The sequence below is a fragment of the Xanthomonas sacchari genome (genome assembly GCF_040529065.1).
In the GTDB taxonomy this organism is placed as follows: Bacteria; Pseudomonadota; Gammaproteobacteria; order Xanthomonadales; family Xanthomonadaceae; genus Xanthomonas_A; species Xanthomonas_A sacchari.
The window spans coordinates 3,205,888-3,229,017 of record NZ_CP132343.1 but is presented as its reverse complement, the minus strand read 5'-3'; the positions used below and the strand labels follow the sequence as shown (position 1 = coordinate 3,229,017).

The window sequence follows — 23,130 nt, the reverse complement described above, 5'->3', positions numbered from 1 at the left end:
TAAAGTCGCCGGCTGACGACACCGACAAGACATCCGATATGACGACCAGCAATACGGCGGCGCGCGCGCTGCCGGTAGTGGATGCGCGGATCTACCCGCGTGGCGGCCTGGACATCCTCTCGCGCGTGGAAGTGGCGCGCCTGCGCGATGCGTCCAGCGGCGGCCTGCACGAGCTGCTGCGGCGCTGCGCGCTGGCGGTGCTGACCAGCGGCAGCGCCTCGGACGATCCGCGTGCGGCGCGCGACCTGTATCCCGACTTCGACATCCAGGTGGTGCAGCGCGACCGCGGCGTGCGCATCGATCTGCTCAATGCGCCGGCGATGGCCTTCGTCGACGGCGAGATCATCAACGGCGTGGCCGAACTGCTGTTCGCCGTGGTCCGCGACCTGGCCTACATGGCCATCGAGCTCGGCCCGGAGTCGACCACCGACCTGCAGTCCAGCGAAGGCATCACCAACGCCGTGTTCGGCCAGTTGCGCAACGCGCGCATCCTGCAGCCGAACGATCCCAAGCTGGTGGTGTGCTGGGGTGGCCACTCGATCTCGCGCGACGAGTACCTGTACACCAAGCAGGTCGGCTACGAGCTGGGCCTGCGCGGGCTGGACATCTGCACCGGCTGCGGCCCGGGCGCGATGAAGGGGCCGATGAAGGGCGCCACCATCGCCCACGCCAAGCAGCGCAAGCACGACAACCGCTACATCGGCGTGACCGAGCCGGGCATCATCGCCGCCGAATCGCCGAACCCGATCGTCAACCACCTGGTGATCATGCCGGACATCGAGAAGCGCCTGGAGGCCTTCGTCCGCATCGGCCACGGCATCATCGTGTTCCCGGGCGGCGTCGGCACCGCCGAAGAGATCCTGTACCTGCTCGGCATCCTGCTGCGCGAGGAGAACCGCGATCTGCCGTTCCCGCTGATCCTCACCGGCCCGACCATCGCTGCGCCGTATTTCGAGCAGATCGACCGCTTCCTGCGCCTGACCCTGGGCGAGGTGGCGACCTCGCGCTACGAGATCGTGGTCGGCGACCCAGTGGCGGTGGCGCGCAAGATGGCGGCTGGCATCCAGGAGGTGCGCGCGCACCGCAAGGAGCAGAAGGACGCGTTCTACTTCAACTGGTCGGTGGACATCCCGCTGGAGTACCAGCGTCCGTTCGAGCCGACCCACGAGGCGATGGCCGCGTTGGATCTGCACCATGGCCGCCCGCCGCACGCGCTGGCGGCGGACCTGCGCCGCGCCTTCTCCGGCATCGTCGCCGGCAACGTCAAGGAAGACGGCATGCGCCGTATCGAGCAGCACGGCCCGTTCGAGATCCATGGCGATGCGGACATGATGCAGGCCCTGGACGAACTGCTGCGCGCCTTCGTCGAACAGCGCCGCATGAAGATCTCCGGCGAGTACCGGCCCTGCTACCGGGTCATGGCCTGAGCCCGATCCGGATCGTCGCGACGAACCAGGCGCCATCGCTGTCGGTGTGCAGCGAGGCGCCTTCCAGGTTTTCCAGGCGCGTACGCAGCGCCGACAGCCCCACGCGGTGACCGCGGCCGATGTGCGGCGACAGACCGGTCCCGGGGACCGTGTTGCGCACCCGGATCTCCAGGGCGCCGGCGCGCTCGCCGATGGCGATGCCGATCTCGCCGCCCTCGGTGCTGCATTCGATGCCGTGGTGGACCGCGTTTTCCAGCAGCGGTTGCAGCGACAGCCGCGGAATCCGCACGGATACCGGTGTTTCGGGCACGTCCCAGTGCACGCGCAGGCGCGGCCCGAAGCGGATCGCCTCGATGTCCAGGTAACGCCGGGCCAGGTCGATCTCGTCCTGCAGGTCGACCAGGTCCGGCGCCGCCAGTGCGGCGCGGAACAGGTCCGACAGATCCATCAGCAACTGTTCCACCTGCTGCGGTTGCCGGTGCACCAGCATCACCGCGGTGTTGAGCGTGTTGAACAGGAAATGCGGCTGCACGCGCGCGGTCAGCGCGTCGATCTCGGCTTGCTTGGCGCGCTCGACCAGTTGCTTGATGCGCACATGATTGTGCAGCGCGGCCATGCCGAGCAGGCCGATCAGCAAGGCGATGCCGGACAGCTGCAGCGACAGCGCCAGCCACGCACGGCTGGAGAGCTGCCAGTAGTCCCCGAAGGCATAGAGAATCACGCCGCTGATCAGCCAGGTCAGCGCCTGCATCAGGCCCAGGGTGGCCACGGTGATGGACAAGAAGCCGCGTCCGGCCAGTGCCCGGCGCAGCAGCAACAGGCTGGCCAGGGTCAGCAGTGCGACCCACTGGATGCCCAGCGACGCCAGGCCGAAGTAGACCCAGCGGCTCCCGGCCATGCCCGCGCCCGGGACCGGGGTCAAGGCCAGGATGGCGGCGATGCATTCGCCGGCCATCACGATCCAGATCAGGGTCGAGGGTTGCTTGAGGACCTGCAACTGGTCGTTGGAGTAGGCGGAGGCAGGCATCGGGGCGGAAGGCGGGTGGGGCAGGGCCGAGGTGCATCATGCCGGCTGGGGGCGGGTCGCGCACGGTCCGTCCACGCCTCCATATCCGCCATCCGTCGGCAATGGCTGGCGCGGGGGGCAGTCCGGCCGCTAGCGTGGCGATCGGGAGAATCTGGGGAAGACGATGGCGGTTCCTTGCGTGCGTGGCCCTGCCAAGCGGATGCAGCGTGGTTTCACGCTGGTGGAATTGATGGTCACGGTTGCCGTGCTGGCCATCATCATGGCGCTCGCGGTGCCAAGCTTCACCGGCCTGATCCGCAGCAGCCGCCTGACCGGTGCCGCCAACGAGCTGGTCGCTTCGGTGCAACTGGCGCGCTCGGAAGCAGTGCGCCTGAACGGCGGCGTCAGCCTGTGCCGCAGCGACGACGGCGCGACCTGCGCCAGCGGCGGCAACTGGACGCGCTACCTGACCGTCACCCGCGACGGCACCGTGCTGCGCACCACCACCCTGCGGACCGGCCTGCTCGTCACCAGCAATACCCTGGACGCCATGGGCGACAAACTGACCTTCGGCGCAGACGGCATCGCGCGCAACAACAGCGGCACGCCCGTGACGGGGGGCATCGTGGTCTGCATGGCGGTCACCAACCCATCCAACAACGTCCGCAGCGTCAACCTGATGGGCGGCAGCCGCAGCCAGGTCACGTCGACGTCCGACGGCGGCAAATGCACCACCACCGGCTAGGCCGGTTCCGGCAAGCGGAGACAGCATGAAGCGGTACGACAGTGGCAGACACATGGCAGGCATCACCCTGATCGAGGTCATGATCTCGGTGCTGATCCTGGGGGTGGGCATGCTCGGGGTGGCGGCGATGCAGACCACCGCGCTGCGCAACAACCAGAGCGCGCTGCAGCGCAGCCAGATCGTCATGCAGACCTATACGATCCTCGATGCGATGCGTGCCAACCGCAACGCGGCGATGCTGGGGGCCTACAACACCACCGGCATGCTGTGCACGGCGCCGGCAGCGGGCGACCTGGTCGCGTCCGACAAGGCGATGTGGCTCACCGGCCTGAAGAATGCGATCGGCGGCGACCCGGCCTCGACCTGCGGCTCCATCGCCTGCAACGACGGCAGTTGCACCATCGCCGTGCAATGGGACGACAGTCGCGGACTGAACGTCGGTGCGAACGGCAACACCAGCGGCAGCACGACCCAGACCCTGAGCACGACGGCCCAGCTGTGAACACATCCATCACGCTTGCGCCGTCCCGGCGCCAATCCGGCTTCAACCTGATCGAGCTGATGATCTCGATGCTGCTCGGCCTGCTCGTGGTCGGCGCGGCGATCGGAATCTTCCTATCCAACCGCCAGACCTATACGGCGACCGAAGGCTTGAGCCGGATCCAGGAAGCCGCCCGCACCGGCTTCGAGATGATGGCCCAGGATATCCGCGAGGCCGGCGGCAACCCCTGCGATTCCGGACTGCCGGTGGCGAACGTGCTGAACAATCCCACCGCGACCTGGTGGACGAACTGGGCGCTGCCGCTGACCGGCTACGAGAACAGCAATCCGTCCAATCTCACCGTCACCGCGGGTACCGACGCGATCCAGATCCTCTCCGCCGGCACCGGCGGCGCGACCGTGACCGCGCACAATGCCGCGACCCAGACCCTGACGCTCAACGCCGCCGCCCCCGACCTGCACAGCAACGCGATCATGCTGCTGTGCGACCGCCAGCAACTGGCGGTGCTGCAGATGAACAGCGTGTCCGGTACCAGCGCCAGCTATTCGAGCGGTGGCCTCAATGCCTGCAACCGGCTCGGGCGCCTGCCGGGCGTGTGCGTCGCCGGCTCGAACAACTATACCTACGAGATCAACTCCATCCTGACCGAGGTGCGGGCCGTGCGCTGGTACATCGCACCCAGCAGTGGCGGAGCGGCGGGCGCCACGTCCCTGTATCAGGAAGTGATCGCGCCCGGCGGCACGAGCCAGAAGAACGAAATCGCCGATGGCGTCACCGGCCTGCAGTTCAAGTACCTGTCCACCGGCGGCACCGCCTATGTCGATGCCAACGCCGTGGCCAACTGGGCCAATGTGATCGCGGTGCAGGTCAGCATGACCGTCAGCTCCACGACCGTGGCCGGCGCGGGCAAGCCGCCGGTGACGCGGACCTTCAGCACGATCGTGAGCATCAGGAACCGGAACCCGTGAACACGTCTCCGTCGCCCCGCCGGCAAGCCGGCATCTCGCTCATCGTCGTCCTGCTGCTGTTGCTGGTGATGACCCTGCTGGGTCTGGCCGTGCTGCGCGGGACGCTGCTGCAGGAGCGCATGTCCTCCAACATGTATGACCGCAGCCTGGGCTTCCAGGCCGCCGAAGGCGCCTTGCGCGATGCGGAGAAGGTCATCCAGAACGCCGCCGCCGGCGGCAACACGGTCGGCTTCAACTGTTCGTCGGGCCTCATCGTCTGTCCTGCGGTGCCCAGCAACACCTACACCGGCAACGCGTCGTCCGGCTGTGCGCTCGGCACCCAGGAATGCTGGGTGAACGGAACGGTGACGCCGACCGGCCAGGCAGTGCCTGCGCAGTATTACATCCAGTATCTCGGCCAGCGCACCAGCGAGGATCAACTGGGCCTGGGCTCGAGCATCAATCAGAACCAGTACGGCGGTACCGGCGGCACGTCCCTGGAAAAATACTACCGGGTCATCGCGCGCAGCGGCGATCCATCCGCGACCAATGGCCGCGCCATCGTCGTGCTGCAGACCAACGTGACCGTCAAGTAAGGAGCCCTCTATGACCAGTCGAGCGAAGAAGACGACGTACCGGGATTGGCTCCTTGCAGTAGTGGCCGGCCTGTTCATCGGTACCATCGGCGGTGCCGGCGCAGATGTGGACGTCTCGCAATCGCCGCTATATGTCGGCAGCGACGTGCCGGGCAACCTGGCGTTCGTGCCGTCGGTGGAATTCCCCACGGTGATCAGCAAGGCGAATTTGTCCGATACCTATTCGGCGTCGAGCAAGTTCGTCGGCTATTTCGATTCCAAGAAGTGCTACAAGTACCACTACAGCGACACCGAAAGCGATCGCTACTTCTATCCGGTCAGCCTGCTTGGCAACAGTCCGAGCAGCTACGTCTGTAGTGGCGCGGGCGTGTGGGCGGGCAACTTCCTCAACTGGGCCGCGACCCAGACCATCGACCCGTTCCGCTCGGCATTGACCGGCGGCTATCGTGTGCGCGACACGACGACCGAGACGATTCTCGAGAAGGCGATCGCCGATCGCGATGCAACCAGCAATTTCCCTCGGCGCTACATCAGTAACAACGCCACGCTCATCGCCGGCGGTACCGCCGCGAGCTGGCAGAATTTCGGCATGCGCATCGATGGCCTGGGCGCACCGGCGGTCGGGCGCGGCCACACGATGAACTTCGCTGCGTACAATCTTCAGAATGCTTCGACGGATGCGATTCCCTACGATCCGAGCAAGCATTCGCTGGATGGCAGCTATCTCAAGCCTGACGGCTCTCCCTGCAACACGCCGTTTAACATCGGCTGCGTGCGCGACACGACCTTGACGTTCCAGGTCGCGATCCGCGTCAAGGTGTGCGATGCCAGCCTGGGCACCGCATATCTGGAGGACAACTGCGTCGCCTACCCCAGCGGCTACTACAAGCCCGAAGGCCTGATTCAGCAGTATTCCAAGCGGATCCGCTACAGCATTTTCGGCTACAAGAACGTCGACATCCAACAGGGCGCCGGCGCCGACAGCGGCATCCTGCGCGCCAAGCAAAAGTTCGTCGGGCCTTACACCTACAATCCCGATGAGGGCCGGCTGGCCAATACTGCCAGCGAATGGGACCCGCAGACCGGTGTCATCTACCAGAATCCGGATACTGCCGATGCGGCGGCGACCTCTGCGGTGATCGGAAGCGATCCCAATTATCAGATCGTCAACAGCGGCGTCATCAACTACCTCAACAAGTTCGGACAGCTCAAGACCGGCAAGAACGTCAAGTCGTACGACGACGTCAGCGAGCTGTACTACGCCGCGATCCGTTACTTCAAGCACCAGGGCAACATCGCCGCCTATTCGGCGCTGAGCGGAAGCGCGCAGACGAGGTATCAGCAGGCCGACGGTTTCCCGGTCATCACCAATTGGAACGACCCGATCTCCTACCAGTGCCAGGTCAATGTGATCCTGGGGATCGGCGATACCAATACGCACTACGACAAGAACCTGCCGGGCAATACCAGCAATCTCAATGGCGAGCCGACCAAGCCGCAGGAAGTGACGAGTGACGCGTCGGTCGACGTGCTGGCGCGCATGCGCCAGATCTGGCAGAAGGAGGGCTTCAACGCAACCGATGCGGCGAACCGGGCGACTGCCAGTTCGTTCAATGGCAACGGCAATTCCGCCTATATCGCGGCACTCGCCTACGACGCGCACACCAAGGATCTGCGTCCGGACACCGCCAGCGACGGCTTGCCTGGCAAGCAGACCCTGTCCACGCATTGGGTCGACGTGGTGGAGTATGGCGATTACAAGTCGCCGAACACCAATCAATACTGGCTGACTGCGAAGTACGGTGGTTTCCGGGTGCCGGAAGGCTACGATCCGGAGACGAACATCGGTGCGTTGGCAGACTCCACCTGGTGGGATGGAAGCTCCTACGTCAACGGCAATACCAGCTACAAGAAGCCGGACAACTACTACATCGCCGCCGACGCGGAAAAGATGGTGGCCAGCCTGCGCCAGGCGTTCGAGCGCATCCTGGAGGAGATGAAGGGATCTGCGGCGTCGCTGGCCAGCAACACGACCAAGCTCGAAGCTGGTGCGCGGACCTACCAATCCGTGTTCTACAGCGGAAGCTGGCGTGGCGATGTGGTGGCGTACGACGTCGACCAGACCACCGGCGCACTGACGCAGGCGTGGAGTGCGAACGGGCAGTTCCCGGTCTGGAGCAACCGCACGATCAAGTTCGTCAACTCGGGCGGGACGCTGGATAATTTCGCATACGGCAAGCTCGCCGGGACGCCGCTATCGTCTGCCACGCAGAACCAGATCAACTACCTGCGTGGCGATCGTTCGCAGGAAAAGGCCAACGGCGGTACGCTGCGCACCCGCACCGGCATCATGGGCGACATCGTCAATTCGCAGCCTGTGTACGTCGGTTCGCCGAATCCGCGCCTCTACACGACGGCGACGTTCACCGGTGCAAGCGCCTATGCCACCTTTGCAGCGAGCAACGCGCAGCGTGCACCGATGCTGTATGTCGGCGCCAATGACGGCATGCTGCATGCGTTCGACGCGACGACGGGTGCGGAAAAGTTCGCCTTCGTGCCGAAGGCGGCGATGACCGGCTTGCTCGACTACACCGATCCCAACTATCAGCACCGGTACTACGTGGACGGCGAACTCACCGTCTCGGATGTCTACATCGGCGGCAGTTGGCGGTCCGTGCTGGTCGGAACGATGGGGCGTGGTGGCACGGGCATGTTCGCCCTCGATGTCACCGATCCCAACAACATCTCCCTGCTGTGGGACAAGACCTCTACGGATGTTACCCAACTGGGCAACAATCTCGGCAAACCGATCATCGGGCAACTCGCCGACGGTCAGTGGTACGCGATGCTTGGCAATGGTCCCAACAGCACCAGTGATTCCGCTTACCTCATCCTGGTCAATATCTCTGGCGGAGCCACCACGCAGATTGCCGCGGGAACTGGTACCAGTAATGGCCTGTCGGGCGTGCTGGCTTGGTCATCCAACAACAATTTCATCGTCGATCGACTGTATGCCGGCGACCTTGCAGGCAATCTGTGGGCGTTCGACATGTCCGGCGTCCGCAGTACCGCGCGCAGGCTGTTCTCCGCCAGCTATGCGTCCAAGGCGCAGCCGATCACCGCGGCGCCCACGGCGGCGAAGGACCCGTCGACAGGCTTGACCTGGGTGTTCTTCGGCACCGGCAAGTACCTGTCCAGCGGCGATCTGGGCAACAAGGACGTGCAGAGCTGGTACGGCCTGATCGATCGCGGCAGCACCATTCCCTCGACGCGCGCCACGCTGGGCAAGGTCAATATCCTGCAGGAGGGCACGGTCAACGGGTACGCGGTTCGGGTCATCGACGACAAGCCGAGCGCAGGGCAGGACGGGTGGTACATGGACCTGGTGTCGCCGCCCGGGACGACGCCGCAGGGCGAGCGCATGGTGGTCTCCAACTTCTTCCAGGGTACTGCGCTGATCGGCACCACGCGCATTCCGGATTCGGGCGATGTCTGCAGCCCCAGCGGCAAGGGCTTCGTGATGGCGATCAATCCATTCACCGGCGGACGGCTGGCGCAGTCCTTCTTCGATCTGGACGGTAGCGGTGGCTCGAGCACCGGCGATACCCTCAATGGGGTGCCGGTCTCCGGCATCGGCCTGAACAGCAGTCCCAATAATCCGATCTTCATCGGCAACCAGATGCAGATCGCACTGGACAACGCGAGTACGATCACGCTCGGTACCAACAGCAGCGCGCTCAGCATGAAGCGCGTGTCCTGGCGCGAACTCCTGAGGAACAATTGATGCGATCCCTGTCCTTCCCGGCCCGCCGGCAGCGTGGTTTCACCCTCATCGAGCTGATGATCGTGGTGGCGATCGTGGGTGTTCTCGCCGGCATCGCATTTGCCAGCTATCAGTCCTATGTCGTCAAGTCGCGTCGCTCCGCCGCCTCCGTGTGCCTCCAGCAAGGTGCCCAGCTGATCGAGCGCTACTACACGGCCAACATGACGTATGTGGGCGTGAACAAGCCGCAATGCGCAACCGATGCCGTGCAGTTCTACACCGTCGACTTCACCGGAACTCCCACTGCCAACGCGTTCAAGTTGACTGCGACGCCTACCGGCCCCCAATTGGCCAAGGACACCCAGTGCGGCGCGCTCAGCATCGACCAGAAGGGCGCGCGCACCACATCCACCGGCGCAGGCGAGGGCACGTGCTGGTGAGGTCGGGGGAATAGGGCGCAGCGACAGTCGGAAAAGCGCGCTCTTCACCCCTTGCGATTGTCATGGGGGCTCTATACAATGCGCCTCCCCGCCCGAATAGCTCAGCCGGTTAGAGCACTTGACTGTTAATCAGGGGGTCGTTGGTTCGAGTCCAACTTCGGGCGCCAAATCCGCAAAGGCCGCGAGCAATCGCGGCCTTTGCTTTTGCGCGTCAGTCCGGTGCCCGGCAGGGCATCGGTTCGGTCGCTTTTCGCGTGCGGATGCGTCCGGTGTTGTTCACCACCACCGCTGCGCGTAGCCGGCCGCGCTCGCAGATATTGACGGTCAGATTGCTGCCGGCGCTGCGTCCATCGGGCAGGAAGCGGATCGAGGGGCGGCCTTGGTTGGAGCGCAGCACCAGTTTGCCGGCGCCCGGCGCGCTGCCTTCGCTGAGGATGCTGTCCGGCGCGATCGGCTGGCCTTGCCGTTCCGGGTCGCGGAACACCAGCCAGCCCTGGCTCCAGTCGCTGTCGCCGCGGCAACTGCTGGCCCCGTTGGACGGGCAGGCGCTGACCGGGACGCCGGAACTGATGGCGCTGCTGCGCGCCAGGGCGAAGTGCGCGCTCAACTGGTGGGTCGCCGCCGTCAGGCGTTGGCTCGCCAGCAGCTCGCGGAACGCCGGCAGGCCGATGCCGGCGACCAGACAGAGCACCGCCATCACGATCATGGCCTCGAGCAATGTGTAGCCTTTGATTGCAGCGTTCCGCATGTCCGTCGTCTCCCGGTGCGAGGTCGCCAGTCTCGCGGCGGGACGGCAGGGCTTGAATGAGGGGGTTGTGCGTTCCCATGTAGGAAATCTCCCCGGCGCGGGGTCAGCCCCGTTCCCCACCTTGAGGCTTGTGCATGTCCGACCGTTTCCAACTCGTATCGCCGTATTCGCCGGCCGGCGACCAGCCGCAGGCGATCGAGAAGCTGGTGGCCGGCTTCGAGGCTGGCCTGGCCAAGCAGACCCTGCTCGGCGTGACCGGGTCGGGAAAGACTTACACCATCGCCAACGTGGTCCAGGCGATCCAGAAGCCGACCCTGGTCATGGCGCCGAACAAGACCCTGGCCGCGCAGCTGTACGGCGAGTTCAAAGCGTTTTTCCCCAACAACGCGGTCGAGTACTTCGTCAGCTACTACGACTACTACCAGCCCGAGGCCTACGTGCCGTCTTCGGACACCTTCATCGAGAAGGACAGTTCGATCAACGAGCACATCGAGCAGATGCGTTTGGCTGCCACCAAGACCCTGCTGTCGCGGCGCGATGCGCTGGTGGTGGCCACGGTCTCGGCGATCTACGGCCTCGGCGCGCCGGAGGACTACCTGTCGCTGCGGCTGATCCTGTCGATCGGCGAGCACGTGGAGCAGCGCCAGCTGATCCGCCACCTCACCGACCTGCAGTACACCCGCAACGAGTACGAGCTGCACCGCGGCAGCTTCCGCGTGCGCGGCGAGGTCATCGACGTGTTCCCGGCCGAATCCGACAGCGAGGCGCTGCGCATCGAGCTGTTCGATGGCGACGTGGAGCAACTGACCCTGTTCGATCCACTGACCGGCGAAACCCTGCGCAAACTGCAGCGCTACACCATCTACCCCAAGACCCACTACGCCACCACGCGCGAGCGCACCCTTAGCGCAGTGGACACGATCAAGCTGGAGCTGAAGGACCGGCTCGAGCAGCTGTACGCGCAGAACAAGCTGGTCGAGGCGCAGCGGCTGGCGCAGCGCACCCAGTTCGACCTGGAGATGATGGCCGAGGTCGGCTTCTGCAACGGCATCGAGAACTACTCGCGGCATCTCACCGGCAAGGCGCCGGGCGAGCCGCCGCCGACCCTGTTCGACTACCTGCCGCCGGATGCATTGCTGGTCGTGGACGAGTCGCACGTCACCGTGCCGCAGATCGGCGCGATGTACAAAGGCGACCGTTCGCGCAAGGAGACCCTGGTGGAATTCGGTTTCCGGCTGCCGTCGGCGCTGGACAACCGGCCGCTGCGCTTCGAGGAATGGGAGGCGCGCTCGCCACGCAGCATCTATGTCTCGGCCACGCCGGGCCCCTACGAATTGCGCGAATCGGCCGGAGAAATCACCGAGCTGGTGGTGCGCCCGACCGGCCTGATCGACCCGGAGGTGGAGATCCGCCCGGTCGCGACTCAGGTCGACGACCTGCTGTCGGAGATCAACCTGCGTGTGGCCGATGGCGACCGCGTCCTGGTCACCACGCTGACCAAGCGCATGGCCGAGAACCTCACCGAATACCTCGGCGAGCACGGGGTGAAGGTGCGCTACCTGCACTCGGACATCGACACGGTCGAACGCGTGGAGATCATCCGCGACCTGCGCCTGGGCAAGTTCGACGTCCTGGTCGGCATCAACCTGCTGCGCGAAGGCCTGGATATGCCGGAGGTCTCGCTGGTCGCGATCCTCGACGCCGACAAGGAGGGCTTCCTGCGCTCCACCGGCTCGCTGATCCAGACCATCGGTCGTGCCGCGCGCAACCTGCGCGGCAAGGCCATCCTCTATGCTGACAAGATGACGCGTTCGATGCAGGCCGCGATCGACGAGACCGGGCGCCGCCGCGAGAAGCAGGTGGAGTACAACCTGGAGCATGGGATCGTGCCGAAGTCGGTGGCGCGTCCGATCGTGGACATCCTGGAGGGCGCGCGCGACGACGTGGCTGAGGCCAAGTCGGGCAAGGGCAAAGGCAAGGGCAAGGCGCGTCGGGTCGCGGAAGAGCCGGCCGACTACCGGGCGCTGGCGCCAGCGGAGGTCGCCGCGCGGCTCAAGGCCCTGGAGCAGGAGATGTACCAGCATGCGCGCGACCTGGAGTTCGAGGACGCGGCGCGGGTTCGCGACCAGATCAAGAAGCTGCGCGACGCCAGCCTGGTTGGCTAGGCCGGCCGCCGTGGGGTGATCACACGGTGGGTATTGTTCTTGTCCGCCAGGTGGGCTAAGATTCGCGCCCCTGCAGCGGTGCGCCGCGGCAGAGAAGGGCGGTTAGCTCAGCGGTAGAGCACTACCTTGACATGGTAGGGGTCACAGGTTCGAACCCTGTACCGCCCACCACTCGAAACCAAGCGTCCCAGCGGTTTCGGTGGATCGATCAACAGCGCGAACATCCTCGACTGACCCCGAACTGACCCCAAGGGGGCGCAGTCGGGGCACGTCGAGTGGAAGCTCTTCCGCGATCGCCTGCGGCGCCTTGCGTGCTTCGCCGAGGTAGGCCTGGTTGAGCTTGGCGTAGGCGTCCGTCGTCCTGCCGGCGTGGTGCCCAAGCAGGCCCGCACCTCCCACCCATGAGCGCCGCGCTGGCGCAGCCAGGTGGCCACGGTGTGGCGAATGGTCTTCGGGACGAACCAGGCCGGCAGCAGCGCCGCGCGCCGCAGCTTGCGCCAAGTCGTCGAGGCCACCGGCCGCTGGTGCCAGTGGACGAAGTAGGCCGACGGCTTCGACCGGTCCGGTGCAGGGTAGCGCTCAACGTCGGTAGCGACCGGCTCCGGTTACAGTTCTTTAGCGCTGCCGCCGACGGGGTGCGGTACGTCGAAGCGTGGGCGACGAAATGGGTTGACCAGCTTCGGGAATTTTACGGCGAAGGCCGTGGTCTGTTGTTTCGACCTTGACGAAAAACACAAGCGTCGCCCGGTCGTCACACAGTGTTCGCCTCCTCGTTCTAGCTTTGGGTGTACGTTAAGGCGATTGTAGGGTGGGTGGTAGCGGAAGAATGCGGCAGGATGCGTTAGCGCAGTTCGTCCTTTCAGATCCTCGTCAGCATGCCGATATGCATCGTAAGGCAACGCAATGAACCTTTTCGTTCATATCGTAACTTGTTGTTTCTTTTGATTTAGGCCGCCGTTTTGGCGCCGTTTCAGCTTTTCCTGGCGGATTAGGGAATTTACCTACTAGAAATCACAGTAAGTCTGTTGCACCATCCGCCCGGGCGTAGGGTACCGAACCTACTGAACTGAAACACGGCGGCGCCGTAGGGTAGCTTGGCAAGGAAGAACCGATGAGTGATGGATCGCGTGGGGTGGAGCCTTCTCTGCCAGAGTTGCTGTCCCAGATCTGGGCCCGGGTAGTAGTTCAGGTCAACAAGTTGATTGCTGCCCATGAGCGGTTTGGGTTTGTGAAGTTCAGTGAGGTGCTGAACCCCAGTCTTCCAGATGTGCTTCAAGGCTTTGAGTTCATAGATTTTGCCCTCATCCAACTGGTTGATAGTGGGTTGTTGGAATACGACGAGACGCGCAACGCCCTTAACTCGCGCCAGTGCATCCTCAAGATGAGGCAGCTTGCAGCCGCGCTTGAAAGCAATGAGCACGCTGAGGCCGAAAGAATCATGGTGGAACTGCGTCAGCAGTCACAATTTTGAAGCAAATGTATGGAGAAGGTCATGAACAGCACTAGCCTGAACTTTGATTTGCTCGCTCTAGCAAGTCCGAAGAGCCGGGCAGATCTGATCGCGTTGGCCAACGAAGCCATAGCGGAGTTGCGCAGAATCGACGACCATCTCGATTCGGCGTTTGCTGGCTGCGAGGAGCTTTCGCCAGCCTGACCTCCGGTTCTGCGAACGAAAGAAGGCCCTTCGGGGCCTTTTTTTGTGCCCGCGTGACGGCGACCGGCTTCCCTTCACGAGGCGCTGTTCCCGCGCCCGGGCTTGCTTTAGCATCCGAGCGGACGATCAGGCGAGGAGGCCAGGCGCATGGTGGAATACCATCATACGGTGCAAGTCAAAGGACGCTACCAGCTCGTGGCGTTGACCCGGGAGCCGGAATACAGCCCGGCCAACGTGGTCGGCTATGCGGTCACCACCGACGGCGGCGCCCGCATGGATCCGCACGACATGTCCTGGGACGAGGCACGGGTCTTCCTGGACAGCCTGGTCGAGCGCGATCGGGACGCGGTCAGTGCGGAAAAGAAGCCTTCGCGGAACAGGCCGAGCACGCGGCAGCGCCGCTGAAACGCAATACCCCCATCCTAGGCCGTGGCGCCGCCCGCACAGGCTGGCGGGCGAGGCGAGCCGCAGTTACGGGGTGCCGGTGCCATCGTGGTCATGGCTGCCTGGCGATGCCGCCCTTCAACGACGAGCCGTTCCGGCCGAGTCTGCGCCAGGCACTCCCGCTCGCCTCGCAGACTGTCGACACGGGGCGTCTCAAAATACGGAACTCGCTCTAGAATATTTGCCAGGATGGATCAGGGAGGATAGGGCTTGTCGAATCGTAAACTCGTTGCGGCGGCGCTCGTCGTCGTGCTCACGGCCGTCTGCGGCTATTTCCTGTCCGGCTACCTGGTCCTGCTGCTGTTGAAGCTGGACACGCGGATGTTCGGGCCTGGCACCTACTACCAGTACGTCCACGCCATCGGCTTGCCGGAGGTGGCTCCCTACGTCGGCAAGATCAAATGGGCCGGCTACCTCGGCTTCGGCTTGCCCGGCCTGGTGGCCCTGCTGATCCTGGTGCTGATGTTCAAGCCGGCCAAGCGCAGCCTGCACGGCGACGCACGCTTTGCCGGTGCGGCCGACCTGTCCAAGCACGGGCTGTTCAAGACCAGCGGCGACGGCATCGTGGTGGGCAAGTTCCGCGGCAAGCTGGTGCGCCTCAGCGGCCAGCAGTTCGTGATCCTGGCGGCCCCGACCCGGTCGGGCAAGGGCGTCGGCGTGGTCATTCCGAACCTGCTCGAGTACCAGGAATCGGTGGTGGTCCTGGACATCAAGCAGGAGAACTTCGACCTGACCAGCGGCTGGCGCGCCAGCCAGGGCCAGGAAGTGTTCCTGTTCAATCCCTTCGCCGAGGACCGCCGCACCCACCGCTGGAACCCGCTCAGCTACGTCTCCGACGACCCGGCGTTCCGCGTGTCGGACCTGATGAGCATCGCCGCCATGCTGTACCCGGACGGTTCGGACGACCAGAAGTTCTGGGTCAGCCAGGCGCGCAACGCGTTCATGGCGTTCTCGCTGTATTTGTTCGAGAACTGGGACGACGAGCGCAACATAGGCTTCCCCGGCGGTCTCGGCACGCCGACGCTGGGCGCGATCTACCGCCTGTCTTCCGGCGACGGCACCGACCTGAAGAAGTACCTGAAGTCGCTGTCGGAGCGGCGCTTCCTCAGCGGCAATGCCAAGTCGGCGTTCTCCAACCTGCTGTCGCAGGCGGACGAGACCTTCGCCTCGATCATGGGCACGCTCAAGGAGCCGCTCAACGCCTGGATCAACCCGGTGCTGGATGCGGCCACCAGCGACAACGACTTCCTGCTCACCGATCTGCGCAAGAAGAAGATGACCATCTACATCGGCATCCAGCCCAACAAGCTGGCCGAAAGCCGCCTGATCATCAACCTGTTCTTCAGCCAGATCATCAACCTCAACACCAAGGAACTGCCCAAGAGCAATCCGGCGCTGAAGTACCAGTGCCTGCTGCTGATGGACGAGTTCACCGCCATCGGCAAGGTCGACATCATCGCCTCGGCAGTGTCATATATGGCTGGCTACAATGTCCGCCTTCTGCCGATCATCCAGAGCATGGCCCAGCTCGATGCCACCTATGGCAAGGACATCTCGCGGACCATCATCACGAATCATGCACTGCAGATTCTCTACGCTCCGCGCGAGCAGCAGGATGCCAACGACTACTCCGAGATGCTCGGCTACACCACCTTCCGTAAGAAGAACGTCACGCGCGGCAAGGACGTGACCCGGAGCGTGTCGGAGGAGAAGCGGGCGCTGATGCTGCCGCAGGAGTTGAAGGCGATGGGCAACGATCAAGAGGTGTTCTTGTACGAGGGCATTCCGCACCCGGTGAAGTGCGACAAGATCAAGTACTACAAGGATCGCCACTTCACCGCGCGACTGCGGCCCAAAGTCGACATTCCGACGCTCTCGATTTAAAAGTGTGACGAAAAACACCTATTTTTTGGGCGTATTTATCATTTGAACGTTTTTTTGCCAAATGCTTGACGTGAGCATGCCCCTCCGGCACATTCTCGCGAGTATGGCGATGCGTTGGTAACAGAAACAGGTACAGGAACAGGGGCGTGAGCCGAACAGGCGCACGTAAGGGGTGACATGGAAGGTTTGTCGTCAAATTCCGTTTTCTTCGGCGCCGATCGCGCGGCCTCGGGAGCATCCCGTTGCCTGCCGCGGATCCGTGTCCGTGTCGTTCCCGGCAGCTTCCTTCTTGCGACGCCTGTGTCGCGTCGTTGCGTCGAATTCCGCCATCCAGCAGTGGGCCGCCTGCGCGCCGCCCGCTCTCTACACGTTTCCGTAATTCAGAGGCTCGCGTGAAAAGAACGCATATGTTTCGGCTGATCGCTACGTTGAGTGCCGTCGCGCTGTTGAGCGCCTGTGCAACCAGGCCCGCGCCCGACTTTCGCGGCAAATGGAAGCCGGTCAACCGTTTTTCCGAGTCGACCATGGAGATCCCGCTGTACTCGTCGTACGTGTACCAGGCGATTCCGATGGACGGCACGCTGAAGACGATGCTCGAGCGCTGGGCCAAGGATTCGAACATGCAGCTGTCCTACGGCATCCAGTCCGACTACACGCTGTATGCGCCGGTCGCAAAGATCAACACCACCAGCATCCAGCAGGCAGTCGCCGAGCTGAGCGTGGTCTATGCACAGGAAGGTCTGAGCGTGACCGCTGCGGGCAATCGCATCCTGGTGCAGCCGTCGTCGTCGGTGAGCGGTACGCCGGCGACCAGCGACAGCGCGAAGTGACGTCACCGCCGGTGCGCACGCTGCGCGCCGGCAGCCATATTACGAACCTGGTGAAGTCTGATGTTCGGTAAAAAGCAGGCCGAAAGCGAAAACGTCAACAAAGCGGTCGCGAAGGCGGTCAACTACGAGATCAGCATTGCGGATCTGGCGCGCCGCAGCGAGCGCCGCGCATGGTGGGTCGCCTTCGGTGCGATCATCATGTGTCTGCTGCTGGGCGGCGGGTATTACTACATGCTGCCGCTGAAGGAAAAGGTGCCGTATCTGGTGATGGCGGATGCGTACACCGGCAATTCCACGGTGTCGGTGCTGCGCAACAGCGGCGATGTGCAGAGTGTCACCAACAGCGAGGCGCTGGCCAAGAGCAACGTGGCGCGCTTCATCACCGCGCGTGAGTCCTACGATTCGGAGATGATGGGGCTCAACGACTGGAATACCGTGTTCTCGATGGCGCCGCGGAACTCCGCGGTGGGCGCGGAGTATTTCAATCTGCACGCGCCGAACAATCCCTCGGCTCCGTATTACACCTACGGCAAGGCGCGTTCGATTCGGGTCAAGATCCTCAGCATCAACCTGCTGGGCGGCGGCGGCAAACCGTATACCGGTGCGAACGTGCGTTTCCAGCGCAGCATCTACGACAAGAAGACGGGGCAATCCACCTTTCTCGACAACAAGTTCGCCATCCTCGGCTTCAAGTACAACAGCAATCTGGCCATGGAAGACGATCTGCGGGTGCAGAATCCGCTGGGCTTCCTGGTGACCGATTACCGGGTCGACAACGACTACTCGGCGATGCCGGTTCCGCCGTCGCCCGCTGTGCAGGCACCTGCAACCGGCGCGGTACAGCAGCCGGCCGCCGCACAGATGCCGGCCGCTGCGGGACAGGCACCCATGCCGCAGCAGATGCCTGGTCAGCAGACGATGCCCGGTGCGAACGGCACGATGCCGGTTCCGCAGCAGGAGCCGATGGCCAATCCGGGGAGCGCGCCCGTCTATCCGGGGGCGCAGCCCGCTGCGGCCCCTCCTGCACCCAACGTTGCACCTCAGCACAATGGTAATGGAGCGAACGTTCGATGAGTTTCCTGACGAAAACCGGTTCGGCGCATATTGCGTTGCTGGCTCTGGGCCTGTTCGCGCCGATCGCGTCGGCCCAGGTGGTCCAGCAGTACGAGTACGAGCCTGACAAGATCTATCAGGTGCGTACCGGCCTGGGCATCACCACCCAGATCGAGCTGAGCCCGAACGAGAAGATCCTCGATTACAGCACCGGTTTCACCAGTGGCTGGGAACTCAGCCGTCGCGAGAACGTCTTCTATCTGAAGCCGAAGAACGTCGACGTCGACACCAACATGATGATTCGCACCGCGACCCATTCCTACATACTGGAATTGAAGGTGGTGGCCACGGATTGGCAGCGGCTGGAGCAGGCCAAGCAGGCCGGCGTGCAGTACAAGGTCACCTTCACCTATCCGAAGGACACCAGCTTTGCCGCGGCCAGCGAAGAGGTGAAGGACGAGTCGCAGCTCGATACACGGCTGACCAAGGACCGCCATTACTACTTCGATTACGACTATTCCACGCGCTCCAAGCAGATGTGGATCGTGCCGAGCAGCGTCTACGACGATGGCAAGTTCACCTACATCAAAATGGATCTGACGCGTTTCCCGACAGGCAATTTCCCGGCCGTGTTCGGCCGCGAGAAGGAGAGCGACGAGGATTTCCTGGTCAATACCACCGTCGAGGGCAACACCCTGATTGTCCACGGGACCTATCCCTTCCTGGTCATCCGCCACGGCAAGAATGTTGTCGGCTTGCGTAGGAACAAGCAAAAGTGAACTCGAATCTACCTCCGTCTGACGAAAACTACGGCCGCGATAACGGCCAGCCGCGCAATCCGCAAGCGGACGACGCGCCGCGCGAGAATCCCTATTTCGCTCGCCAGCAGCAGACCGCCGACCCGGATCTGGATGCCAACGAGCCGGTGCTGCGCTCCAGCGACCTGAAGAAGCTCAATCGCAAGGCGCTGGTGTTCCTGGCCGGTATCGCCGCGCTGCTGATCGTGGCGATCTTCTGGCTGGTGAGCGGCAGCAGCACGCCCGAGCCGGCGCCGAAGCCGCGCCAGGAGGCAGTGGTGGCGCCTGCGCTGCCGCAGACCGCGGCGGCGCCGCCGGTGCAGCCGGCCGAGCCGGTGCAGCTGGCCGAGCAGCCGAGCCTGCCGCCGTTGCCGCCCATGCCCACCGATACCGACGCGCAGATGCAGTCGGCACCGCGACAGGAGCGTGGGCCGTCCTTGCTGGAGCGGCGCATGGCTGGCCTGCAGCAACAGGACGCCGGCGGCCAGGGTCTTGGCGGCATGATGCCGGGACAGGAGCAGGGCGGTGCGCCGATGCAGCAGGAGCAGGAGACCTCTGCCAAGCCGATCGCCAACCCGGACGGTCTGCTGGTGCGTGGCACCTATATCCGCTGTGTGCTGGAGACGCGGATCATCACCGATTTCCCCGGCTTCACCTCCTGCATCATCACCGAGCCGGTGTACTCCATCAACGGCCGCCGCCTGTTGCTGCCGAAGGGATCGAAGATCCTCGGCCAGTACGGTCCCGCGGAACCGACCGGCCCGCGCATGCAGGTGGTCTGGGACCGCATCACCACGCCGACCGGCATCGATGTGACCCTGGTCGGTCCCGGCGTCGACAACCTCGGCAGCGCCGGCCACCCGGGCCAATACAGTGCGCATTGGGCGAGCCGCATCTCGTCCGCGCTGATGATCAGCTTGCTCAGCGACGCCTTCAAGTGGGCGGCGGCCGAGCATGGCCCGAAGACCACGACGACCGGCCTCAATTCCGGCATCGTCACCGAGCAGCCGTACGAGAGCAACACGGCGCAGTCCATCCAGCGTCTGGCCGACCAGGCCCTGGATCGTCGCCGTCCCGCCACCGTGACCATCAACCAGGGCACCATCGTGAATGTCTACGTCGCCAAGGACGTCGACTTCACGGCCGTGTTGCCGCGTTGACCGAGATCGAGACAGCGACGTGACGTTCGACGACTCTCCGACCGCGCAGATCTCCACGGACTTCCTGGATTACCAGTATTCGGTGCTGGGCATCCTGGATTATCTGAACTCGCCGGAAGTGACGGAAATCTGCATCAACCGTCCCGGCGAGCTGTACCTGGAGACCCTGCGCGGCTGGCAGCGGATGGACATCCCGTCGCTGACCTTCGATCGCGCCCGGCAGTTCTGTACGGCAGTGGTCAACGAGAGCAATACCGGTCAGCGCATCACTGATGCCGATCCGGTGGTGTCGCTGACCTTTCCCACCGGGCAGCGCGCGCAGTTCGTGATTCCGCCGGCCTGCGATGCCGGCAAGGTGTCGATCACCATCCGTCTGCCGTCCAAGCACACCAAGACCCTGGAGCAGTACAAGGAAGATGGCTTCTTCCAGGAGATTCTGGAGGTGCAGTCGGGGCTCAGCGAGCAGGACCTCGAGTTGCTGGAGTTGCGGCGGCAGCGCGATTACGCTGAATTCTTCAAGAAGGCGGTGCTGTTCAAGAAGAACGTCGTCGTCGCCGGCGCCACCGGCAGCGGCAAGACCACCTTCATGAAGTCGCTGGTGAATCACATCCCGCACGAAGAGCGGCTGGTGACGATCGAGGACGCGCGCGAACTCTTCATCAGCCAGCCCAATTCCGTGCATTTGCTCTACTCCAAAGGTGGACAAAGCACGAGCAACGTCACCGCGAAGAGTTGCATGGAAGCGTGCCTGCGCATGAAGCCCGACCGCATCATCCTTGCGGAGTTGCGCGGCGACGAGTCGTTCTACTTCATTCGCAACTGCGCCTCCGGTCATCCTGGTTCCATCACCAGCTGCCATGCTGGCAGCATCGGCCAGACCTGGGACCAGCTGGCGTTGATGGTCAAGGCCTCGGCCGAAGGCTCAGGCCTGGAATTCGCCGTCATCAAGCGGTTGCTGATGATGACCATCGACATCGTTGTCCATATCAAATCGCATGCGGGCCGGCGCTATATCACAGGTATCGATTTCGATCCGGAGCGCACGCATTCGGGTGGAGGGTGAATATGTTCATTGAGGTGATAAGGCGAAAATCCGCCGATTGACTTTGAATTTTTCTTCCAACACGATTGATTTGCGACACTGCGGCGTTCCGGGCGATTGCCATGACGCCGATGCATAGGGAGTAACCACGGCATGTTGCCAGGCATGGAATTACTCAGCTGTCCCGAAATGGCGGTTCCGGCTGAGGTCATGCAGCACGTTGTGCGCGTCGAGTCGTCGCACAACCCGTTCGCGATCGGCGTGGTCGGCGGTCGCCTGGTGCGCCAGCCGCAGAACCTGTCCGAAGCGGTGGCCACCGCGCGGATGCTGGAAGAGAAGGGCTACAACTTTTCCCTCGGCCTGGGGCAGGTCAATCGCTACAACCTGATCAAGTACGGCCTGGATACCTACGAAAAGGCCTTCAAGACCTGTCCCAACCTGCAGGCCGCGTCGAAGATCCTGGCCGAGTGCTACAGCCGCTCGGGCGGCAACTGGGGCAAGTCGTTCAGTTGCTACTACTCCGGCAACTTCGAGACCGGGTACCGCCACGGCTACGTGCAGAAGGTCTACGCGTCGATCAACCAGGGCAGGGCGCTGGCCGCGTCCACGGCTGGTGCGATTCCGGTGATCCCGGCCGGAGGCGTGCGTCGTGCGGTCAACGACTCGGTGAAGGCCGCGGCGGTGCGCGAAGTCGATTCGATCGTGTCGCGGCGCATCGACTCGGCGGCCGATCGACTCGCCAACGGGCTCGCTGCGCAAGCCCAGCCATCGATGCGTCCCCAGGCCGCCGTCGCGGCGCCGGGGCAGCAGACGGCTGGCGCAGTGGCGGCCGCGGCGGCGCAGCCGACAGCGGCAGACGCTGATCTCTACGTAATACGACCTACAGGCGCCGGCAAAGGAGTGGCGGTTCCTGCAGGTGGCGGGGCGCCCCCAGCTCCGCACGTTGCCGCACACGCGCCCCAGGCCGTGGCGGGAGCGGCCGTTCCTGGCTCAAGTACGCCGCCGCCGACGTCTGGCGACGGGGCCTTCGTATTCTAGCCAGATGCAGTAGCGCGGCCATGCAAGTGGCTTTTTGATCACCCCCTGTTTTCCAGTCAAGGAGATACCCACGATGTTCAAGAACAATCAGATGAAGTCGAACGCCAAGGTCATCGGCACGGCGGCGTTGCAGGCGGCGGTGTTCACCGTGGCCCTGCTCGCGTCCAGCTTCGCGATGGCGCAGGACTATGCCGGTGCCGATACCAAGGTCTGCAACTTCCTCGGCAAGACCAACAACATCCTGAACATGGCATCCATCGTGGTGGTGACGATCGCGGTCGTCTTCGCCGGTTACCAGATCGCATTCGCGCACAAGCGCGTTTCCGAAGTGGCGCCGGTGCTGCTGGGTGGCGTGCTGATCGGCGCGGCCGGCCAGTTGGCCAAGATGCTGATCGGCGATACCGGCCAGAAGGAGTGCACGGCCACCGCCGCGATCCAGATGATCCAGCACGTTCTGCACTATGCATAAGAACGTACTTTTCCGGGGCTGCACCCGACCGGCGATGTTTTTCGGGGTGCCTTACATCCCGTTCTTCATCGGCGCGGGCGGCGGCTTCCTGATGGGTATCTATTTCGATATGTGGCTGCTGCTGCTCATTCCCGTCATCGTCTTCGTCATGCAGCAGATGACCAAGCGGGACGAGATGATCTTCCGCATGCTCGGCTTGCGCTGGATGATGAGGATGCGCGTGCGCAACCTGCAGCGCTATTCCGGCATGTGGGTGTTCTCGCCGAATGAGTACAGGAAAGAGGTGCCGGGCGCCAAGCGCTAGCTTGGAACTGCGCGCCGTGTCTCAACCCCATGCACGACGCCTGTGTCGTGCATGGGGTTGTTCGGTTTTTCATGTCGACTCGCCGGCAATGCTGGTGTGAGCGAGGTCGGCGGTTC

At 63.7% G+C, this 23,130-nt stretch carries 22 protein-coding genes and 2 tRNA genes; 22 read left to right on the top strand and 2 right to left on the bottom strand.

The window, feature by feature from the left end:
* The first annotated feature begins 38 nt into the window (after nt 1–38).
* A complete protein-coding gene (ppnN, locus tag RAB71_RS13575; protein ID WP_010342108.1) occupies nt 39–1,427 on the top strand; it encodes a nucleotide 5'-monophosphate nucleosidase PpnN in 1,389 nt (462 codons plus the stop codon).
* Here ppnN and RAB71_RS13570 read toward each other — a convergent pair.
* Nucleotides 1,417–2,454 (bottom strand): sensor histidine kinase, encoded by a 1,038-nt coding sequence (locus RAB71_RS13570; protein WP_010342107.1) that lies wholly within the window; start codon nt 2,452–2,454, stop codon nt 1,417–1,419. The genes ppnN and RAB71_RS13570 overlap by 11 nt on opposite strands.
* Nucleotides 2,455–2,632: 178 nt before the next feature.
* Here RAB71_RS13570 and RAB71_RS13565 point away from each other — a divergent pair, with 178 nt between their 5' ends.
* From RAB71_RS13565 to RAB71_RS13535, 7 genes are all read left to right on the top strand, one after another.
* Nucleotides 2,633–3,178: a GspH/FimT family pseudopilin gene (locus RAB71_RS13565; protein WP_234006577.1), complete on the top strand. Its 546-nt coding sequence runs from the start codon at nt 2,633–2,635 to the stop codon at nt 3,176–3,178.
* A gap of 25 nt (nt 3,179–3,203) precedes the next feature.
* A complete protein-coding gene (gene pilV / locus RAB71_RS13560; protein WP_029561975.1) occupies nt 3,204–3,680 on the top strand; it encodes a type IV pilus modification protein PilV in 477 nt (158 codons plus the stop codon).
* Nucleotides 3,677–4,648, top strand: coding sequence for a PilW family protein (locus RAB71_RS13555; RefSeq protein WP_010342104.1), 972 nt, complete (start codon nt 3,677–3,679; stop codon nt 4,646–4,648). Before pilV ends, RAB71_RS13555 begins: the two co-directional genes overlap by 4 nt.
* On the top strand, nt 4,645–5,223 hold the full coding sequence (locus tag RAB71_RS13550) for a PilX N-terminal domain-containing pilus assembly protein (protein WP_010342103.1): 579 nt from the start codon (nt 4,645–4,647) through the stop codon (nt 5,221–5,223). The genes RAB71_RS13555 and RAB71_RS13550 overlap by 4 nt, the downstream gene beginning before the upstream one ends.
* A gap of 10 nt (nt 5,224–5,233) precedes the next feature.
* Entirely contained in the window at nt 5,234–9,007 is a 3,774-nt protein-coding gene (locus RAB71_RS13545) for a pilus assembly protein (protein WP_029561974.1), read from the top strand.
* Nucleotides 9,007–9,426 carry a type IV pilin protein gene (locus RAB71_RS13540; RefSeq protein ID WP_010342101.1) on the top strand — a complete coding sequence of 140 codons (420 nt, stop codon included), beginning with the start codon at nt 9,007–9,009 and terminating at the stop codon, nt 9,424–9,426. The genes RAB71_RS13545 and RAB71_RS13540 overlap by 1 nt, the downstream gene beginning before the upstream one ends.
* A 90-nt stretch (nt 9,427–9,516) precedes the next feature.
* Nucleotides 9,517–9,593, top strand: a tRNA-Asn gene (locus RAB71_RS13535).
* A gap of 44 nt (nt 9,594–9,637) precedes the next feature.
* Here RAB71_RS13535 and RAB71_RS13530 read toward each other — a convergent pair.
* A complete protein-coding gene (locus RAB71_RS13530; protein ID WP_010342099.1) occupies nt 9,638–10,174 on the bottom strand; it encodes a Tfp pilus assembly protein FimT/FimU in 537 nt (178 codons plus the stop codon).
* A 134-nt stretch (nt 10,175–10,308) separates the two neighbouring features.
* On the opposite strand from RAB71_RS13530, the gene uvrB reads away from it, so the two are divergent.
* The 14 genes from uvrB to RAB71_RS13460 all read left to right on the top strand — a co-directional run bounded on the left by uvrB (nt 10,309) and on the right by RAB71_RS13460 (nt 23,014).
* Nucleotides 10,309–12,339, top strand: a complete 2,031-nt coding sequence (uvrB, locus tag RAB71_RS13525; protein WP_010342098.1) for an excinuclease ABC subunit UvrB — start codon at nt 10,309–10,311, stop codon at nt 12,337–12,339.
* Between the two features lie 96 nt (nt 12,340–12,435).
* Nucleotides 12,436–12,510, top strand: a tRNA-Val gene (locus RAB71_RS13520).
* Between the two features lie 940 nt (nt 12,511–13,450).
* Complete coding sequence (locus RAB71_RS13515; RefSeq protein ID WP_050946553.1) at nt 13,451–13,810, top strand: hypothetical protein; 360 nt, start codon at nt 13,451–13,453, stop codon at nt 13,808–13,810.
* A 21-nt stretch (nt 13,811–13,831) separates the two neighbouring features.
* Nucleotides 13,832–13,993: a hypothetical protein gene (locus tag RAB71_RS13510; protein ID WP_167397471.1), complete on the top strand. Its 162-nt coding sequence runs from the start codon at nt 13,832–13,834 to the stop codon at nt 13,991–13,993.
* Nucleotides 13,994–14,140: 147 nt separating this feature from the next.
* Nucleotides 14,141–14,398 (top strand): hypothetical protein, encoded by a 258-nt coding sequence (locus RAB71_RS13505; RefSeq protein WP_010342095.1) that lies wholly within the window; start codon nt 14,141–14,143, stop codon nt 14,396–14,398.
* A 249-nt stretch (nt 14,399–14,647) separates the two neighbouring features.
* Nucleotides 14,648–16,321: a type IV secretory system conjugative DNA transfer family protein gene (locus tag RAB71_RS13500; RefSeq protein ID WP_029561973.1), complete on the top strand. Its 1,674-nt coding sequence runs from the start codon at nt 14,648–14,650 to the stop codon at nt 16,319–16,321.
* Between the two features lie 407 nt (nt 16,322–16,728).
* Nucleotides 16,729–17,151 (top strand): hypothetical protein, encoded by a 423-nt coding sequence (locus RAB71_RS13495; RefSeq protein ID WP_040901574.1) that lies wholly within the window; start codon nt 16,729–16,731, stop codon nt 17,149–17,151.
* Nucleotides 17,152–17,211: 60 nt separating this feature from the next.
* Entirely contained in the window at nt 17,212–18,225 is a 1,014-nt protein-coding gene (locus RAB71_RS13490) for a virB8 family protein (protein WP_010342091.1), read from the top strand.
* Nucleotides 18,222–18,983: a TrbG/VirB9 family P-type conjugative transfer protein gene (locus tag RAB71_RS13485; RefSeq protein WP_010342090.1), complete on the top strand. Its 762-nt coding sequence runs from the start codon at nt 18,222–18,224 to the stop codon at nt 18,981–18,983. The genes RAB71_RS13490 and RAB71_RS13485 overlap by 4 nt, the downstream gene beginning before the upstream one ends.
* Nucleotides 18,980–20,161, top strand: coding sequence for a TrbI/VirB10 family protein (locus RAB71_RS13480; RefSeq protein WP_041500288.1), 1,182 nt, complete (start codon nt 18,980–18,982; stop codon nt 20,159–20,161). Before RAB71_RS13485 ends, RAB71_RS13480 begins: the two co-directional genes overlap by 4 nt.
* Nucleotides 20,162–20,180: 19 nt before the next feature.
* Entirely contained in the window at nt 20,181–21,224 is a 1,044-nt protein-coding gene (virB11, locus tag RAB71_RS13475) for a P-type DNA transfer ATPase VirB11 (protein WP_010340366.1), read from the top strand.
* A 132-nt stretch (nt 21,225–21,356) separates the two neighbouring features.
* Nucleotides 21,357–22,241 carry a lytic transglycosylase domain-containing protein gene (locus RAB71_RS13470; RefSeq protein WP_316685641.1) on the top strand — a complete coding sequence of 295 codons (885 nt, stop codon included), beginning with the start codon at nt 21,357–21,359 and terminating at the stop codon, nt 22,239–22,241.
* A gap of 73 nt (nt 22,242–22,314) precedes the next feature.
* A complete protein-coding gene (locus tag RAB71_RS13465; protein WP_010340364.1) occupies nt 22,315–22,710 on the top strand; it encodes a TrbC/VirB2 family protein in 396 nt (131 codons plus the stop codon).
* Nucleotides 22,703–23,014, top strand: coding sequence for a type IV secretion system protein VirB3 (locus tag RAB71_RS13460; protein ID WP_010340363.1), 312 nt, complete (start codon nt 22,703–22,705; stop codon nt 23,012–23,014). Before RAB71_RS13465 ends, RAB71_RS13460 begins: the two co-directional genes overlap by 8 nt.
* Nucleotides 23,015–23,130: the final 116 nt, after the last annotated feature.

Bases quoted from the DNA above. Each gene is read 5' to 3' on its own strand.
- ppnN (WP_010342108.1), top strand. From the start codon at position 39: ATGACGACCAGCAATACGGCGGCGCGCGCGCTGCCGGTAGTGGATGCG.
- RAB71_RS13570 (WP_010342107.1), bottom strand. From the start codon at position 2,454: ATGCCTGCCTCCGCCTACTCCAACGACCAGTTGCAGGTCCTCAAGCAA.
- pilV (WP_029561975.1), top strand. From the start codon at position 3,204: ATGAAGCGGTACGACAGTGGCAGACACATGGCAGGCATCACCCTGATC.
- RAB71_RS13545 (WP_029561974.1), top strand. From the start codon at position 5,234: ATGACCAGTCGAGCGAAGAAGACGACGTACCGGGATTGGCTCCTTGCA.
- RAB71_RS13540 (WP_010342101.1), top strand. From the start codon at position 9,007: ATGCGATCCCTGTCCTTCCCGGCCCGCCGGCAGCGTGGTTTCACCCTC.
- RAB71_RS13530 (WP_010342099.1), bottom strand. From the start codon at position 10,174: ATGCGGAACGCTGCAATCAAAGGCTACACATTGCTCGAGGCCATGATC.
- uvrB (WP_010342098.1), top strand. From the start codon at position 10,309: ATGTCCGACCGTTTCCAACTCGTATCGCCGTATTCGCCGGCCGGCGAC.
- RAB71_RS13515 (WP_050946553.1), top strand. From the start codon at position 13,451: ATGAGTGATGGATCGCGTGGGGTGGAGCCTTCTCTGCCAGAGTTGCTG.
- RAB71_RS13510 (WP_167397471.1), top strand. From the start codon at position 13,832: ATGAACAGCACTAGCCTGAACTTTGATTTGCTCGCTCTAGCAAGTCCG.
- RAB71_RS13505 (WP_010342095.1), top strand. From the start codon at position 14,141: ATGGTGGAATACCATCATACGGTGCAAGTCAAAGGACGCTACCAGCTC.
- RAB71_RS13495 (WP_040901574.1), top strand. From the start codon at position 16,729: ATGTTTCGGCTGATCGCTACGTTGAGTGCCGTCGCGCTGTTGAGCGCC.
- RAB71_RS13490 (WP_010342091.1), top strand. From the start codon at position 17,212: ATGTTCGGTAAAAAGCAGGCCGAAAGCGAAAACGTCAACAAAGCGGTC.
- RAB71_RS13485 (WP_010342090.1), top strand. From the start codon at position 18,222: ATGAGTTTCCTGACGAAAACCGGTTCGGCGCATATTGCGTTGCTGGCT.
- RAB71_RS13470 (WP_316685641.1), top strand. From the start codon at position 21,357: ATGTTGCCAGGCATGGAATTACTCAGCTGTCCCGAAATGGCGGTTCCG.
- RAB71_RS13465 (WP_010340364.1), top strand. From the start codon at position 22,315: ATGTTCAAGAACAATCAGATGAAGTCGAACGCCAAGGTCATCGGCACG.
- RAB71_RS13460 (WP_010340363.1), top strand. From the start codon at position 22,703: ATGCATAAGAACGTACTTTTCCGGGGCTGCACCCGACCGGCGATGTTT.